Origin of the sequence: Promicromonospora aerolata, from assembly GCF_042682255.1 — a bacterium.
Lineage (GTDB): Bacteria > Actinomycetota > Actinomycetes > Actinomycetales > Cellulomonadaceae > Promicromonospora > Promicromonospora aerolata.
The window spans coordinates 2,510,794-2,526,323 of record NZ_JBHUHF010000001.1; the positions used below are offsets into that span (position 1 = coordinate 2,510,794).

A 15,530-nucleotide genomic window follows, 5' to 3' on the forward strand; every position below is an offset into this window, starting at 1 on the left:
TTAACACCTCGAACGGAAGGTCACACCCAGCCGTGGGAGCGTGCCACCGCGACAAAGGCACCGCGCGTGGCGAGCACCTGTTCGGCGGTGAGGCTGGGCACCCCCGCGAGGAGCACCTCGGTCACCTCAGCGGCGAACTCCCGCTCGGACGGCGCGTCGCCGTCGGGCCGGGTGCCGGGGTCCGGCAGCGGCGGCAGGAAGGCCGGGGCCGGCGCTCCCGCGCCGACCGGGGCCGCCGCCATCGCCGGAGCCGGCGCGACCAGGGTGACCGTGGAAGCCTTCAGGCCCCGGTCGCCGTCCTCCACCACGAACTCCACGACCGCACCCACCGCGAGGTGACGCTTGTCGAACTCGAGATCGTTGACGTGGATGAACACGTCGTCGCCGCCCGTGTCCGGTGCAACGAACCCATAGCCGCGAACCTCATCGAACCTGATGACCTTGCCTTGAACCACGACACACACTCCGCCTCGTAAGAATCACTGCTTCACCGAGTCTAGGACGCTCGTCCAACTCCGCCTCGTCAAACGCACGCCGTGTCGCCCGGGTTCCCCCGGCCGGCGGTCGACGCGTAACGTGTCGGTCGTTTTGCACCACCGTCGCGGAGGAGAGCTCCCGCTGAGCACCGAGGTCTGGTACGTGAGCTACGGGTCCAACATGGCCCGGGCCCGGCTGGCCTGCTACCTGACCGGCGGGCGCCCTCCGGGAGCACGGCGGCACCACGCGGGCGCGCGCGACCGCTCCCTGCCCCGCGCGGACCGGGCGGTCCACCTGCCCGGACGGCTCTGGTTCGCCGGCGAGTCGTCCGTGTGGGGCGGCGGCATGGCGTTCTACGACCACGACGCGGTGGGCCCGACGGCGGCCCGTGCCTACCGCATCACCGCCGCCCAGCTCGCCGACGTGGCAGCGCAGGAGATGCACCGCTCCCCCGCGCCGGACGACCCGCTGGAGGCCGTGCTGCTCGCCGGCATCGAGGGGCGGTATGCGGCCGGACCGGGGCGGTACGAGACGCTGGTCGCCGTCGGGCACCTCGACGGGCTGCCGATGCTCACCTTCACCGCGCCGCACGGGCACACGGAGGTGCGGCACGCGGCACCGTCGGCCGCCTACGTGGCGATGATCGGCGCGGGCCTGCGGGAGGCGCACGGCTGGTCCGACGCCGAGGTAGCGGCCTACCTGGCCACCGCGCTCCCCCGCGACGGAGCCACCGGACGGCGTTAGCGTGCCGACATGACCATCCGCACGCTGGAGACCGCCGAGGTGTTGCGGCGCGCGGACGAGATCGCGCGGATCTACCAGCGGGCCTTCGGCTACTCGGACGAGCGTCGTGACCACTTCCGGGACACCCGCATCGCCTATCTGCCCCTGTACGACGGGGCGCTGGCCCTCGGGGCGTTCGACGACGGGGCCCTGGTGGGCTTCGTGTACGGGTTCGACTACCAGCCGGAGCACTGGTGGCCCCAACAGGTCGGGCCGGCTCTCGACCGCGCGGGGCACACCGCGTGGACGCACGACGCGTTCGAGCTCAACGAGCTGGAGATCCTGCCAGAGCACCAGGGGCAGGGCCTCGGGACCGCCCTGTTGCGCGCCCTGTTCACCCGAGCCCCGCAGCGGCACACGCTGCTGTCCACCACGGCGGACCCCGCCGACCGCGCCAAGGTGCTCTACCGACGCCTGGGATTCGTGGACCTCGTCCCCGGCTTCCGGTACGCGGGAATCGGCGAGCCGGCGAACATCATGGGCCGGCGGCGGGCGGCCTAGACCCGGTGCCGCCGCTCGTACCGCCGGCCGGCCGCCCCGTCAGCGCTTCCAGGCGTAGGGCGTCGTGGTGGACACCCGGACGAACCCGTACCGCTCCAGGATCGGGCGGGAGTACTCGGTCGAGTCGCTGTGGATCAGCGTCTTGTCACGCGCCAGCGCCGAGCGCGCACGGGCCGCCGTCAGCGCCCGGTAGATGCCCCGGCCACGCCACTCGGGCCGGGAGCAGCCACCCCAGACGCCGGCGAACTCGGTGTCGGCCACGGGCTCCAGCCGGCCGGCCGTGACGATCTGGCCGTCGGCCTCCGCGACCCAGAGCTCCATGCCGTCGTCCAGCGCCAGGCGGTGCAGGAGCTGGTTCGCGTGCTTGTCCGACGCCGGGTCACCGAACACCTCGTCCGCCATGGCGGACATCGCACGCACGTCCGCCTCCTCGGTGATGCGGCGCAGCGTGACGCCGTCGGGCAGGGGCACGTCGACCGCGAGGGCCGCTGCCTCGCCGATCATGATCGACTCCGGGTCCTCCGGGACGAACCCGTGCGCGAGCAGCGCCTCGTGCAGCCCGGGGGCGTGGTCGTGGCCACGGGACTTCCACTCGACGCTCGTGATGCCGCCGTCGGCCCGGAAGAGGGCGATGGCCTGCTCGACCAGGGCGTGCACCGCCGCCTCGTCGGCGCCGGCGAGGTCGCGGTACGTGACGAAGCCACGGCCGCCCAGAAAGGTCACCAGCCGCAGCGGTCCGAGGCGGGTGACCGAGACGGCGCTCGGGGTCTCGGCGTCCGTACGGAGCTGCTCGTCATAGGCCCGCAGCAGGCGGGAGGGGTCGGTCATGGGCACACGGTCCCTGGTCCGGGTGGCGCAGGGCAACGGATTATGGAGCCGGGCACCGCCCGGCGTGCGGGCCACCGGGGCGGCCCGCACGCCTGACGTCTCGGCGTGGGGTCAGCTCGCCCCGACCGGCCCGGCGACGACGGGTACGCCGTTGCTCGGGGTCGAGGGCGAGTCCACCTCGGGCGGGGACGCCGACGTGGAGAGCTCGAACGGCTCGCCGTCGTGCTTCTCGACGCCGGTGTCCACCGTCTCGGCGAGCACCTGCACGGCGAGCTCCTGCTTGAGCACCAGCGGGTCCCGCGCGAGGTCCTTCCACAGCGCGACGCAGAGGACGAGCATCACCACGACGAACGGCAGGGCCGAGACGATGGTGATGTTCTTCAGACCGTTGAGGGCGCTCGCCGGGTCGTTGCCCCCGGCCAGCAGCATGGCCGCCGCCACGGCGCCCGTGCTCACGCCCCAGAACACCACCGACTTCCTGCTGGGGTGCTCCGCACCGTTCTCGGCCAGGCCGCCCATGATGATGGACGCTGAGTCGGCGCCCGTGACGAAGAAGATGGCGACCAGCACGACCGCCAGGCCCATCAGGACCAGACCGACCCAGCCGGGAACGGGCAGCGCACCCAGGGTCTGGAACAGGATGAGGTCGAAGTTGATGTCCGCCCCGCCCTCACCGATCGCCGCGAGCGCCGCACCGGTGTCCTCCGCCTGCTCGGCGCGCTCCTGCAGGCCGATCGCACCGCCACCGAAGATCGCGAACCAGACCGTGGACACGACGGACGGGACGAGCAGCACGCCGACGACGAACTGGCGCACCGTGCGGCCGCGCGAGATGCGGGCGATGAACGGCCCGACGAACGGCGTCCAGGAGACCCACCAGGCCCAGTAGAAGATGGTCCAGGTGCCCATCCAGTCGGACAGGGACTGGTCACCGGAGGCCGCCGTGCGCGAGGCCATCTCGGGCAGGTCGCCGACGAACGCGCCCAGCGACGCGGGGAGCACGTTGAGGATGAACAGCGTGGGCCCGCCGACGAAGACGATGATCGCGAGCGCCAGGGCGAGCCACATGTTGGCGTTCGACAGCCACTGGATGCCGCGTTCGATGCCGGAGACGGCGGAGATCACGAACAGGATGGTCAGGATCGCGATGATGCCGACGAGCCCGATGGTGCCGATGTTCCCGAGGACGCCGGAGTGCTGCAGGCCGCCGCCGATCTGGAGGGCGCCGAGCCCGAGGGAGCAGGCGGAGCCGAACAGCGTGGCGAGGATGGCGAGGATGTTGATGACCCGCCCGCCGGCGCCGTTGACGGCCTTGCTGCCGAACAGCGAGGTGAACATCGAGCTGAACAGCTGGGCGCGACCGAGGCGGTAGGTGCCGTAGGCCATGCCGAGGCCGACGATCGCGTACATGGCCCACGGGTACAGCGTCCAGTGGAAGAGCGTGGTGCCCATCGCCGTGGCCGCGGCCTCGGGCGTGGAGCCGGCGACGGTTCCTGGCGGCGGCGACATGTAGAAGTACAGGGGCTCGCCGACGCCGTAGAACATGAGGCCGATGCCCATGCCGGTCGCGAACATCATCGCGATCCAGGACGAGGTCTTGTACTGCGGCTTCTCGCCGTCCTGGCCCAGGGTGATCTTGCCGAACCGGCCCATGGCCACGACGATCACGAAGACGGTGAAGACGGTCGCGGCGATCACGAACAGCCAGCCGAAGTTGTCGAGGATGGTGTTGAGGGCGGAGGTCGACACCGTGCCGAGGCTGCCGGGGCTCGTGAAGCCCCACACGACGAACGCGAGGGCGATCACGCCCGCGACACCGAAGACGATCTTGTCGGTCCCGGTGCGCTGCCCCGCGGAGCCGAGGGCGGCGCGTTCGACGCGGTGTGCGGCGCGCTGGACGCGCCCCACCAGGGTCTTGGTGGATTCTGAGTTACTCATGACAACGGCGCCCCGTCCGACCCGGGTCTACCGGGCGGTCACACCGGGGCGCCAGAACTCCTTTACGGATGACGTGGCGACAAACAGAGCGTCGTCACGTTAGCACCGCGGCCCTTTTTAACCCGCTCCGCGGCGGCGCGCGGTCCATCGCGGGTCCGGGACCCGTCGAACGTGCTGACGGGTCCCGGAGCAGGGAAGGTAACGGCGGGTCAGCCCTTGAGCCCGCTGTGCGCGAGTCCCTGGACGAACTGCTTCTGCGCCACGAGGAAGACGGCCAGGACCGGCAGCACGGTGAGCGTCGTGGCGGCGAGCTGCACGTTCCACATCGGACCGCCGTAGGCGTCGACGTACTGCGTCAGCGCCTGCGGGAGCGTGAAGCTCTCCTTGCTCGAGAGGTAGACGATGGGCTCGAGATAGAGGTTCCAGGACTTGAGGAACGTGAAGATGGCAACGGCGCCCAGGGCCGACCGGGACAGCGGGAGGGCGATGCGCCAGAAGAGTCCCCAGCGCCCGAGCCCGTCGATCCGGCCGGCCTCCTCGAGCTCGGCCGGGAGCGCCAGGAAGAACTGCCGCATGATGAACACGGCGAGCACGGCCGGGGCCCCGAGCATCGGGATGACGATCAGCGGCCAGTGCGTGTCGATGAGCCCGAGGCTGTTCACGATCCGGAACAGGGGGACGATCGTGACCTCCGACGGTACGAGCAGCCCCACGAGGACCAGCACGAACAGGGCGTTGGCCCCGGGGAACCGGATCCGCGCGAACGCGTAGCCCGCCATGGCTGCCACGAGCATGGTGCCGATCGTGACCACGGCCGCGATGTAGAGCGAGTTCCAGTACTGCTGCGCGAACGGCTGGAGCGCGAACACCTGGCCGTACGCGTCGAGCGACGGGTCCTGCGGCCAGATCGTCGGCACCCGGCGCAGGATCTCGCTCATGGGCTTGAGGCTGGACGTCGCCATCCACCACGTGGGGAAGATGAACGGGACGCTCAGCACGCACAGGAGCACGACGAGCAGCCACCGCTGCCAGCGTCGGCGGGCCCGGGCGCCGACCCGGGGCGGCCGGTTCACCGCCGTGGCCGCCCGGCGTGGGTCGCCGGGTGGTCCCGCCGGAGCGTTCGGCTCCGGCGGGCCCGACGTCGTCACGGGTATCACGTCAGACTTCATGGAAGACCCACCTCTTGCGTGACTGCCACTGCAGGAGCGTCAGTACGAGGACGATGACGAACAGGAGCACCGCGACGGCACTGGCGTAGCCGAAGTCGTTGAACTGGAACGCCTGCTGGTACAGGTAGTAGACGAGGACGGTCGTGGAGTTCCCCGGGCCGCCGCCCGTGAGGACGTCGATCTGCGCGAAGACCTCGAGCGAGCCGACGATCGTGATGATCGAGACGAGCAGGATCGTCGGGCTGATCAGCGGCAGGGTGATCGACCGGAACCGGCGCCATGCGCCGGCGCCGTCCAGCCGGGCCGCCTCCTGCAGCTCCTCGGGCACGCCCTGCAGCGCCGCGAGGAACAGGATCATGTTGAGCCCGACGTTCTTGAAGACCTGGACGATGACGACCGAGATCATGGCCGTCGTCGGGTGCCGCAGCCAGTTGGGCCCGTCGACGCCGAGCAGCGCCAGGAACCCGTTGATGCCGCCGTCGGCCTGGAGCAGAAAGCTCCACACGATGGTCCACGCGACCAGCGACACGACGACCGGTGAGAAGAAGAACGTCCGGAACGTGGTGGTGCCGGGCAACCGCTGGTTGAGCAGGACGGCGAGCAGCAGCGCCAGCACGATGTTCAGGACGACGAGCCCGATCGAGAACCACAGGCTCGCCAGGAGCGCGTCCGTGAGCCCGGGGTCCGTCGCCAGACGCTGGTAATTGTCCGCCCCGGCGAACGTGAAGGTGCCCGCCAGGACGTTCCAGTCGTGCAGGGAGTACCAGACCACCATGCCGAGCGGCAGGACGACGAAGGCGAGCGCGCCCAGGACCACGGGCGCCACCATGGCGTACCCGACGAGCCAGTCGCGGCGCACGGCCGCTGACACCGTTGCCACGTTCACTCCTCCATCAGCGGCCTGATCGCCGAGCAGGTGTCCGTCAGGACCGTCTCGACGTCCGCGTCCGCGGTCCACAGCGCGTCGAGCTCGGCGCGCACGGTCTGCGAGATCTTGGCGAAGTTCTTGTGCGCCGGCTTGGTCACCGCGTCCTCCACGCCCTCCACGACCACTGCCTGCAGCTGCTCCGCGCTCAGGTTCGGGTTGGCCGCGGCGAGGGTCTCCGCGTTCAGGAGCGACTCGCGCGGCGGCGGGAAGTAGGCGGCGAGCTCCTCGGCGTTCTCCGGGCTGGTGAAGTGCGCGAGGAAGTCGGCGGCGACGTCGGGGTGCTCACCGGCGGCGAAGACGCCGATCCCGGCCTGGCCGATCACGTTCTGCTGGCCGGCGGGGCCCGCGGGCAGCGGAAGCACGTCCCACTCGAACGAACCGTCGAGCGACGACGCCCGGCTGATCTGGGTGATCGTCATCGCGGCGTCACCGGCGAAGAAGTCGGCGGTGGTCCCCGGGCCGGGCATCGCCCCCTCCTGGAACGCGGCGTCGTGGATCCACGTCATCGCCTCGACCATCTCCGGCTCGGTCAGGGTGCACTGGGTGCCGTCCTCGCTCCAGGGCGCGGCGCCCCAGCCGGACCACACCGTGGCCAGGTTCTCCCACGTCTGGTAGTCGAAGTCCCGCACGACCAGGCCCTGCTTCCCCGTGTCCTCGGCCGTGGCGGCCGCGATGTCCCGGGCGGCGTCGAACGTCCAGTCGCCGGACTCGACGAGGCCGGCCGGGTCGGGCTGCCCGGCGCCGGAGATCTGGTCCGTGTTCACGAACATCGCGAACGGGCTGTTGGAGAAGGGGTAGGCGTACAGCCCCTCTCCCTCCTCCCAGAGGGCGAGCGAGCTGGGCACGATGTCGTCCAGGGCGTAGCCCTCGGTGGACTCCAGCAGCGGACGCAGGTCGACGAGCGCCCCGCTGGAGACGAACTCCGGCGCGTTGCTCTCGAAGACCCAGGCCAGGTCGGGGGCGTTGCCCCCGGCGAGCTGGGTGGTCAGCGCCGTCGTGTAGTCCTCGAACGGGATGGTCTCGAACGTCACGCTGGAGACCAGCTCGGGGTTCTCGGCGACGTACTCGTCGGCGATGCTCTGGAACAGGCCGAGCTGGGTCTCGTCGGCCGTCCAGACGGTCATGCGCAGGTCGACGGGTTCGGACGGGGCGTCCGGCTCGCCGACGGGCGCGTCGGATCCGCCGGCGCACGAGGTCAGGGCGAGTACGGCCCCGAGCGTGGCCGCGATCCCCGCGGCCTTCGGGGTGTGCTGTGCAGACATCAGTTCTCCTTTGGACTGATCAGCGACGGGGTGCCGCTGGCAGGTCGGTACGGACCGACCTGGGAGGTCAGTACGGGTAGACGCCGTCCGGCCAGCGCAGCTCGACGCCGGCGGCGACCAGCTCTGCCTGGTAGTCGGCGAGCAGGTCCGGCTTGGCCTGGACCGCATGCGGGGTCCGGCCGGTGGCGAGGCAGTGCGCGGCCAGGTGGCCGGCGGCCTCTCCGACGTTCCACTCGACGGGGTGCAGGCGATAGCACCCGTTCGTGATGTGCGTGGTGCCGATGTTCTTGTTGCCCGCGAGCAGGTTGGTCATCCGCTGCGGCAGCAGGGCGCCGAGCGGGATCTCGAACGGCGTCGACGGCACGTCGATGTACGTGTCCCCGCCCGTGGACGGATGCAGGTCGATCCGGTACATGCCCACGCCGACGGAGTCCTCGTAGCGGGTGGCGCCGCGGTCACCGCGCACCGCGTAGGAGACGTCGTTCTCCGTGACCGTCGTCACCGCCTGGATCCGCCGCGACTCGCGGTGGTACGGAGCCTGGGCGAGACCGTCCGGGCTGCCCGTCACGTCCGGGCGGAGCCGCAGGCCGGGGAACCCCGTGCCGCCGTCGGCCCGGGGCGCCTCGGTCTGCATCCAGTACAGCATCGACAGGCTGAGCTGCCGGGCGTCGGCGATCCGGGCCTCCTCCACGTCCCGCGGCACGTCGAGCACGTGGTCGAGGAAGTAGTCGATGCTCGGCCAGTTCACCAGGCACAGGTCGCCGTCGTAGAAGCCGGGCGCATGGAGGTCGCGCGCGGCGATGCGGCGGAACAGCCACAGGTTGGCGTCGCCGGCGTTCTTCGACTGGTCGGCGTCGACCGCCAGCGGGTCGTCGCCCGGGTTGGGCGTGAACGTGCGCTGGTCGAGCGCGAGGGTGCGCGGGTTGGGCGCGGTCCACGACAGCAGCCGCTCGCCGCGCCATGCGGCGGGCGCGTACGAGCGCCAGAAGTCGTACCGGTCGGGCCGGTCGATCGTGTGGTCCCCGTCGACGTGCTCGACGACGAAGCACACGCTGAGGGCCTGGACGTTGTCGGGCTGTGCCACGTCGGGAGCGCTCGGCTCCCCCGTCTCGCTCGCCGACTCGAACCCCGTGACGTACTCCGTGCCGGTCAGCGGGAGCAGCTCGCCGGTCTCCGTGGCGTCGATCGTGTACGCAGCGCGCACGGTCGTGTCCGGGCCGCCGACGACAGAGGCGAGCGTCACCGACGTCACCTGGTCACCGTCCGTGGTGGCGGCGACCGGCCGGACCCGTTCCAGGAGCCGGATCCGGCCCGCCGAGCGGTACGGGGCGAGCATCTCTTCGAGCACTCCCACGGCGACCCGTGGCTCGTGGCACAGCTTCGAGACCCACCCGGCGCCCGGGTTGAGCGCCGGCCATGCCCGGGCCGCCGCGGTCAGGGGGTACCGGCGCCGGTAGACGTCCCGGATCCCGTCGCGCAGCGCGCGGTAGCGAGCCGTCACGCCGAACCGTTCCACCCAGGGGTGCTCGTCGGGCGGGACCGCCTGCGAGGTCAGCTGCCCCCCGATCCAGGGGTACTCCTCGGTGAGGACGACACGCGCGCCCCGGTCGGCGGCCGCGAGCGCCGCGGCGATGCCGCCGAGGCCGGCGCCCACCACGAGCACGTCGGTCTGCAGGTCTTGAGGGGTCACGCGAGGTCCGTCCTGTTGTCGGTCTCTGGTCGGGGGTCGCGGGCAGGTGCGGCGGTGCCGCCCTCCACGTCCGGGCACACGAGGATCTGGTGGAGCTCCGCATCGGCAGCCGTGGTGGTGCGGCCCGGCTCGCGGTCGCGCTTGGGGCCGTCGTCGGAGACGAGGCGCGAGAGCAGGTACAGCGCTCGGGCGCCCATCTCCTCGCGCGGTACGGAGAAGCCCGACCAGGGCCTGCCGCCGCGGCGCGGATGGTGGGGCTGCCCCAGGAGCAGCACCGACACGTCGTCGGGCACCTGCTTGCCGCGGCGCTCGAGCTCGTCGGCGAGCTCCTCGGGGTGGTTCTCGGGGGCCACGACCACCGCGGTGAAGCGCTGGTCGACGATCTCGGCCGCCGTGGCGGCGACGTCGTCGAGCTCGACGAACCGGGTGGTGAGTCCCTGTGCCTTCATCGCCCTGCGGTACCCGTCGACGCGGTCGAGGGTGGGCTGGTCCGTGCCACGCATGCCGACGTAGCCGATGCGGCGGTGCCCGAGCTGGACGAGCCGGTCGATCTGTCGCACGGTGCCCCCGACGTAGTCGGCGCCGACGTAGGGCAGGCGGCCGCCGTCGCTGCCCCGCTTGCCGATGAAGACGAACGGGTAGTTGGTGTCGAGCAGGTGCTGCAGCTCGCCCCGGTGCTCGTGCTGGCCGAGCAGGAGGCAGCCGTCGGCCACGCCGAGCCGCTGCCAGCCCTCGCGGGTGAGCCGGCGGCGCCCGTCCTGCACGGGCGCGCTCGTGAAGAGCAGCAGGTCGACGCCGAGCCGTTCGGCGGCGTGCTCGATCCCGACGAGGAACGGTCCGTAGAAGTCCCGGCTGGCGCGCGGGAACGTCGCCTCGTAGGTGAACACGCCGAGGATCTGTGCGAGCCCGCCGCCGGCGAGACGCTGCGCCGCCGGGTTCGCCGTGTAGCCGGTGATGCGAATCGCGTCGAGCACCCGTTGGCGGGTCTCCTCGCTGATCCGTACGCCGGCCGGGGTGCTGCCGTTGAGCACGAACGAGACCGTGGCCTGGCTGACGCCGGCCATCGCGGCGACGTCCGTCTGGGTGATGCGTCGACGTGGCACGGCTCCTCCTTGAACCTGGTCCGACCCGGCGGCTGATGTCTGGAGTTTCACCGGTCGCGGATCAGGGGGTCAATCTGATGATGCGCATTATTAATAGGTGCCCGGTGCCCGCGTGCTGCTCCGGGACTGCTCGCTCGTGGCGCCCACCTGGGCGGACGGGACGCATTATCAGCCGTTCCGCTGGTGGATCTCATTACCTCCCTTGACCCCCGAGCGGGTAGCGCCGAAGGCTGACGCCGTCATGGCACCGCGACAAAGGAGTACGCATCATGGCTTTCCTCACGGCGCGCCGAGCCCTCGCCGGCGCCGCCCTTGCCGTCGTCGCCGGGCTGGTACCCGGCGTGACCCACGCGGCGCCCGTACCGCACCCCTCCGACGAGGCGCCCGGGCGCGAGCTGCCCGTCTTCACCTCGACGGGCGCGATCGTCGACCCGCTCGACGAGACCCTCCCGCACAACCCCAACGGGGAGTTCATCTTTCCGTCCGTGTTCCATGCCGGGGCGCACCTGGAGGAGCCGCTCGGTGAGTGGTACGTCTACTACGCGCCGCACGACGACCCGGGCGGCATCAACCTGATGTACGCCGACTCGCTGGACGGGCCGTGGACGCAGCACGGGGCCAGCCCCGTGGTCGGGAACACGTGGGAGGACATCTACGACGTCCCGCACGTCTCGTCGCCCGACGCCGTGTGGAACGCCGCCGAGCAGCAGATGTACCTGTACTTCCACGGCGACAACCGGGTGACCAGGTACGCGACGTCGACCGACGGGGTGACGTTCGACTACGGCGGCGAGGCCGTCACGACGGCGATGGTCGATGCCGCGCAGCCGGGCCGGCACGCCACCGAGACGTCGTACGCGCGGGTGTTCCGCAATCCCGACCGGTCGTCGGCCGAGCGGTGGGGCATGCTCTTCATGACGAACTACGACACCAACGTGCGACACATCAACGTCGCCTGGTCGACGGACGGCCGCGACTGGCAGGTCGATCCCGAGCCGGTCGTGACGCCCGGCCCCGTGGAGGGCACCAACGTGTCGGCCGCGGACCTGTGGACGTGGAAGGGACAGCACTACATCGTGTACGGCGCCACCGTCGGCACGATCCTCGCCCGGCCCGTCGACCGCACGTTCACCGAGGTGGGCGAGCCGGAGCCGCTCTTCGTCCCCGACCCGGCGCCGCCGGAGGCGGGGCGCGCCACGTCGCCGCAGATCGTGCGGGCGGACGGGACGCTGCACCTGATCTACGAGCACGGCGAGCGCTCGCACACCACCATCGCGCACGCCGTCCTGGACCCGGACGGGGTGCGGGACCCTCTGAACACCCGGCCCGAGGACCCGATGTACGCCGAGTGCACCGGCCCCGGCTCCGACGGGCTCGACGGCGACGCGCTCGACCGGTCACTCTGGTCGACGGCGGTCCGGGGTGAGCTGGACCGCTCCGTGGTGGCGGACGGCGCGTGGCGCATCCCGACCTACCCGGGGAACTCGACGTCGGCGCCGCTCCTGCTGCAGCCGGTGCCGGACGCACCGTGGGAGGTGACCACGCAGGTCACGCTCGACCCGCAGGTCAACTTCCAGCAGGCGGGCCTGATCGTGCGGCGCGACGACGCCAACTCGGTGCGGATCGACATCTCGCACGTGGACGCGGGCAAGCGGTTCGACTTCGTCTGGCGCAACAACGGTGTCGACCGCAACAACGCGTGGACGGCGGAGGACTCCGCCCTGGCTCCGCCCGAGACCGGTGACACCGTGTGGTTGCGGATCACCCACCACGGCGCGTGGCTGACCGCCTCGTACAGCATCGACGGCGCGACGTTCGTCAACCTGGGCCGCGCCGCGCCCGCGGACGAGCTCGCCGCGACCGACATCGGGCCGTTCGCCTACCGGGGTCCGTCGGCCACGCCCGAGCTCACCGCGGCCTTCGACTGGGTCCGGTTCACCCCGGACGAGGAGCAGCTGGCCTCCTGCCCGTGACCCGTCGGCGGCGTCGGACCCGGTGTCCGGCGCCGCCGCGGGCCCGTGCGCGCCAGGTGCGGGGCGTCCGGAAGGTCCGGTACGTCGGCGAGCGTCGGTGCGGGCTCAGTGGGCGCAGAGGCAGAACGGGTGGCCTGCCGGGTCCGCGTAGACCCGCCAGTTGGCGTCCGCCTGTACCTGGTCGGTGCGCTCGAGCACCGTCGCGCCGAGCTCCAGCACCCGCTTCTCGTCCGCCTCGATGTCGTCCACGTCGAAGTCGAGGTGCATCTGCTGCGGTGACTCCTGACCCGGCCACTGCGGCGGGTGGTAGCCGTCCACCCGCTGGAAGGCCAGGGGCGTGCCCTCGAACCCGCGCACCTCGACCCAGTCCGGGTCGTCCGGGTCCACCTCGATCTGCCCGCCGAGCAGCTCCGCGTAGAACTCCGCGAGCCGGACCGCGTCCGGGCAGTCCACCGCGATCGCCTGCAGCTTACGAATCATCGTCGATCCTCTCCCTCGTGCTCAGACACCTGGTCGGTCATTTCAGCGCCCCTCGTCGTTCTCGGGGTCGAGGCTGGCCCAGGCGTCGGCGAGGTTGCGCAGCTGGTCGTCGTCGAGCCGGTCGAAGAAGAGCGCGCGCAGGTCGCCGTACTGCTGACGCCACGCCTTGCGCATGATCTTTCGGCCCTCGGGCGTGAGGACTGCCTCGAAGCCGCGTCCGTCACTGGCGGACCGCCGCCGCTCGATCAGCCCACGAGCCTCGAGCCGGTCGGCGAGCCGGGTGAACCCGCCGCTGGTCATCACGCGGCGCTCCGCCAGCTCCGACATCCGCATGCCTCGGGGCCCCGCCTCCGCCAGCAGAGCCAGCACGCTGTACTCGGTCATGCTCACGTGCAGCGGCGCCAGCCCTGCCTCGACCTCGCGCCAGATCCGGTCGTGGGTGAGCAGGAACCCCCGCCACGCCTGATCCTCGAGCTCGCTCAGCCTCTCGGTCGCCATGATCGGCACGGTAGCCGCAATACACCTGCGCGGCCAGCAGGTGCCTGCCTGCACAAGCAGCCGCGCTGGAATATCTGCGTGCGCAGATAAGTTGTTGCCGTCACGAACCACGAGACGGCGGGAGGCGCACCGCCTCCGCCGGCGGAGAGGGAACCGAGATGGCATTCGAGATCGGGATCATGACGTTCGGCGAGATCACGGAGGACCGGGCCACGGGTGCCCTGCCGTCACCGGCCCAGCGCGTCCGGGAGACGATCGAGCAGGCGAAGGTCGCCGACGAGGTTGGGCTGGACCTCTTCGGCGTCGGCGAGCACCACCGCACCGACTTCGTCGGGTCGGCGCCCACCATCCTGCTGGCGGCCGCCGCCGCGCACACCAAGAACATCAAGCTGACCAGCTCCGTCACCGTGCTCAGCTCGGAGGACCCGGTGCGCGTGTGGGAGCAGTTCGCCACGGTCGACCTGCTCTCCGAGGGCCGGGCCGAGATCATCGCGGGACGCGGCTCGTACACCGAGTCGTTCCCCCTGTTCGGGTACGACCTGCGGAACTACGCCGAGCTGTTCCGCGAGAAGCTCGACCTGCTGCTCAAGATCCGCGACCAGAACCCGCTCACCTGGCAGGGGCGCCTCCGCGCCCCGTTGGTCAACGCCGACATCGCGCCCCGTGCGTACGGGGACACCATCCCGATCTGGGTCGGCGTCGGCGGGTCGCCGGCCTCTGCGGTCAGCACCGGCCGCCTCGGACTGCCGATGGCGATGGCCCTGCTGCTCGGACCGGTCACCTTCCACCTGGAGACCATCGAGCTCTACCGGGAGGCCGCCGAACAGGCCGGGCACGACGCCGCGGCGCTGCCCGTCAGCATCGTCGCCGGCGGTCTGGTCGGGCGGACCAGCCAGCAGGCGCGAGACGGCATGTACCCCTACTTCGCGCAGGGCATGCTGGACAACAACCACCAGCGCGGCGCCGGCTTCCTCATCCCCCGCACCGCGTTCGACGTGCAGGCGTCACCGCAGGGCGGGCTGCTCGTCGGCAGCCCCCAGGAGGTGATCGACAAGCTACTCGCCTACCACGAGGTGTACGGCCTGGAACGCGCGATCATCCAGATGGGCTTCGGCGGGATGCCGCAGACCGAGCACCTCAAGGCCATCGAGCGGCTCGGCACCGAGGTGGCACCGGTGGTGCGCCGCGAGGTGGCGGCGCGCGAGAAGAGCGCGGCATGAGCGCCGCCACCGCCGTCGACGTCGGCCTCGACCCCGCGACGCAGCCCTCCGGCGGCCGGGAGCTGCGTGTGGTCGTCGTCAACGGGAGCCCGAGCGTGCAGTCCAAGACGGTGGGGCTCGTCGACGTCGTCCTCGACACGCTGCGCACGATGCTGCCGATCGAGGTGTCCCGGATCGACGTCTACCGCCTCGGCCCGGGGTTCACCCAGGCGACCGAGCGCGAGGAGGCCACGCCCGACGTCGAGGCCACGATCCGACGCGCCGAGGGAGCCGACCTCCTCGTTGCGGCGGCGCCGGTGTTCCGTGGCTCCTACCCGGGGATGTTCAAGCACTTCTTCGACCTCGTGGACCAGTACGCGCTCGCCAACAAGCCCGTCCTGCTGGCCGCCACGGGTGGGACGGACCGGCACGCGCTCGTCCTGGAGCACGCGCTGCGGCCCCTCTTCGCGTTCTTCCAGGCACTCACCGTTCCCGTAGCGTTCTATGCGTCCGCCGGCGACTTCGACGGCACGACGCTGCTCAACCCCCGCGTCTACGGCCGCATCGAGGTGGGGCTGACCGACGTGGTGGACCTGCTGCGTGCCCGCGCCACCGGGGCTCAGGAACCCTGACGCACCCGGGCCGGGGTGATGGGCAGCAGCGCCTCTACGCTGAACGCATGGATGCGCTCGCACGCCTGC

The 15,530-nt window shown here is 71.2% G+C and carries 15 protein-coding genes; 5 read left to right on the top strand and 10 right to left on the bottom strand.

Translation table 11 applies throughout. From position 1 onward, the window contains the following. Nucleotides 1–20: 20 nt before the first annotated feature. Complete coding sequence (locus tag ACFSL2_RS11315) at nt 21–455, bottom strand: cold-shock protein (RefSeq protein ID WP_377197953.1); 435 nt, start codon at nt 453–455, stop codon at nt 21–23. Between the two features lie 184 nt (nt 456–639). Here ACFSL2_RS11315 and ACFSL2_RS11320 point away from each other — a divergent pair, with 184 nt between their 5' ends. Together ACFSL2_RS11320 and ACFSL2_RS11325 are read left to right on the top strand one after the other, a co-directional pair. After that, complete coding sequence (locus tag ACFSL2_RS11320) at nt 640–1,221, top strand: histone deacetylase (RefSeq protein ID WP_377197954.1); 582 nt, start codon at nt 640–642, stop codon at nt 1,219–1,221. 9 nt (nt 1,222–1,230) lie between these two features. After that, on the top strand, nt 1,231–1,761 hold the full coding sequence (locus ACFSL2_RS11325; protein WP_377197955.1) for a GNAT family N-acetyltransferase: 531 nt from the start codon (nt 1,231–1,233) through the stop codon (nt 1,759–1,761). 39 nt (nt 1,762–1,800) lie between these two features. Here ACFSL2_RS11325 and ACFSL2_RS11330 read toward each other — a convergent pair whose 3' ends face one another. The 7 genes from ACFSL2_RS11330 to ACFSL2_RS11360 all read right to left on the bottom strand — a co-directional run bounded on the left by ACFSL2_RS11330 (nt 1,801) and on the right by ACFSL2_RS11360 (nt 10,679). After that, nucleotides 1,801–2,589: a GNAT family N-acetyltransferase gene (locus ACFSL2_RS11330; RefSeq protein WP_377197956.1), complete on the bottom strand. Its 789-nt coding sequence runs from the start codon at nt 2,587–2,589 to the stop codon at nt 1,801–1,803. A 111-nt stretch (nt 2,590–2,700) separates the two neighbouring features. Then, nucleotides 2,701–4,527 (bottom strand): BCCT family transporter, encoded by a 1,827-nt coding sequence (locus ACFSL2_RS11335; RefSeq protein WP_377197957.1) that lies wholly within the window; start codon nt 4,525–4,527, stop codon nt 2,701–2,703. 209 nt (nt 4,528–4,736) lie between these two features. Beyond that, complete coding sequence (locus tag ACFSL2_RS11340) at nt 4,737–5,696, bottom strand: carbohydrate ABC transporter permease (protein WP_377197958.1); 960 nt, start codon at nt 5,694–5,696, stop codon at nt 4,737–4,739. Continuing rightward, nucleotides 5,686–6,576, bottom strand: coding sequence for a carbohydrate ABC transporter permease (locus tag ACFSL2_RS11345; protein WP_377197959.1), 891 nt, complete (start codon nt 6,574–6,576; stop codon nt 5,686–5,688). Before ACFSL2_RS11345 ends, ACFSL2_RS11340 begins: the two co-directional genes overlap by 11 nt. 2 nt (nt 6,577–6,578) lie before the next feature. Beyond that, nucleotides 6,579–7,886, bottom strand: a complete 1,308-nt coding sequence (locus ACFSL2_RS11350; protein ID WP_377197960.1) for an ABC transporter substrate-binding protein — start codon at nt 7,884–7,886, stop codon at nt 6,579–6,581. A 67-nt stretch (nt 7,887–7,953) separates the two neighbouring features. Further along, entirely contained in the window at nt 7,954–9,576 is a 1,623-nt protein-coding gene (locus ACFSL2_RS11355) for an FAD-dependent oxidoreductase (protein ID WP_377197961.1), read from the bottom strand. Then, nucleotides 9,573–10,679, bottom strand: a complete 1,107-nt coding sequence (locus ACFSL2_RS11360; RefSeq protein ID WP_377197962.1) for a LacI family DNA-binding transcriptional regulator — start codon at nt 10,677–10,679, stop codon at nt 9,573–9,575. Before ACFSL2_RS11360 ends, ACFSL2_RS11355 begins: the two co-directional genes overlap by 4 nt. Nucleotides 10,680–10,948: 269 nt before the next feature. On the opposite strand from ACFSL2_RS11360, the gene ACFSL2_RS11365 reads away from it, so the two are divergent. Further along, nucleotides 10,949–12,652, top strand: coding sequence for a DUF1349 domain-containing protein (locus ACFSL2_RS11365; protein WP_377197963.1), 1,704 nt, complete (start codon nt 10,949–10,951; stop codon nt 12,650–12,652). Between the two features lie 105 nt (nt 12,653–12,757). Here ACFSL2_RS11365 and ACFSL2_RS11370 read toward each other — a convergent pair whose 3' ends face one another. Continuing rightward, on the bottom strand, nt 12,758–13,132 hold the full coding sequence (locus ACFSL2_RS11370; protein WP_377197964.1) for a VOC family protein: 375 nt from the start codon (nt 13,130–13,132) through the stop codon (nt 12,758–12,760). Between the two features lie 42 nt (nt 13,133–13,174). After that, nucleotides 13,175–13,630 (bottom strand): MarR family winged helix-turn-helix transcriptional regulator, encoded by a 456-nt coding sequence (locus ACFSL2_RS11375; protein WP_377197965.1) that lies wholly within the window; start codon nt 13,628–13,630, stop codon nt 13,175–13,177. A gap of 158 nt (nt 13,631–13,788) precedes the next feature. Between ACFSL2_RS11375 and ACFSL2_RS11380 the strand changes: the two genes are divergently transcribed. Both ACFSL2_RS11380 and ACFSL2_RS11385 read left to right on the top strand, forming a co-directional pair. Next, complete coding sequence (locus ACFSL2_RS11380; RefSeq protein ID WP_377197966.1) at nt 13,789–14,850, top strand: LLM class flavin-dependent oxidoreductase; 1,062 nt, start codon at nt 13,789–13,791, stop codon at nt 14,848–14,850. Further along, on the top strand, nt 14,847–15,461 hold the full coding sequence (locus ACFSL2_RS11385) for an NAD(P)H-dependent oxidoreductase (RefSeq protein ID WP_377197967.1): 615 nt from the start codon (nt 14,847–14,849) through the stop codon (nt 15,459–15,461). The genes ACFSL2_RS11380 and ACFSL2_RS11385 overlap by 4 nt, the downstream gene beginning before the upstream one ends. Nucleotides 15,462–15,530 lie beyond the last annotated feature (69 nt).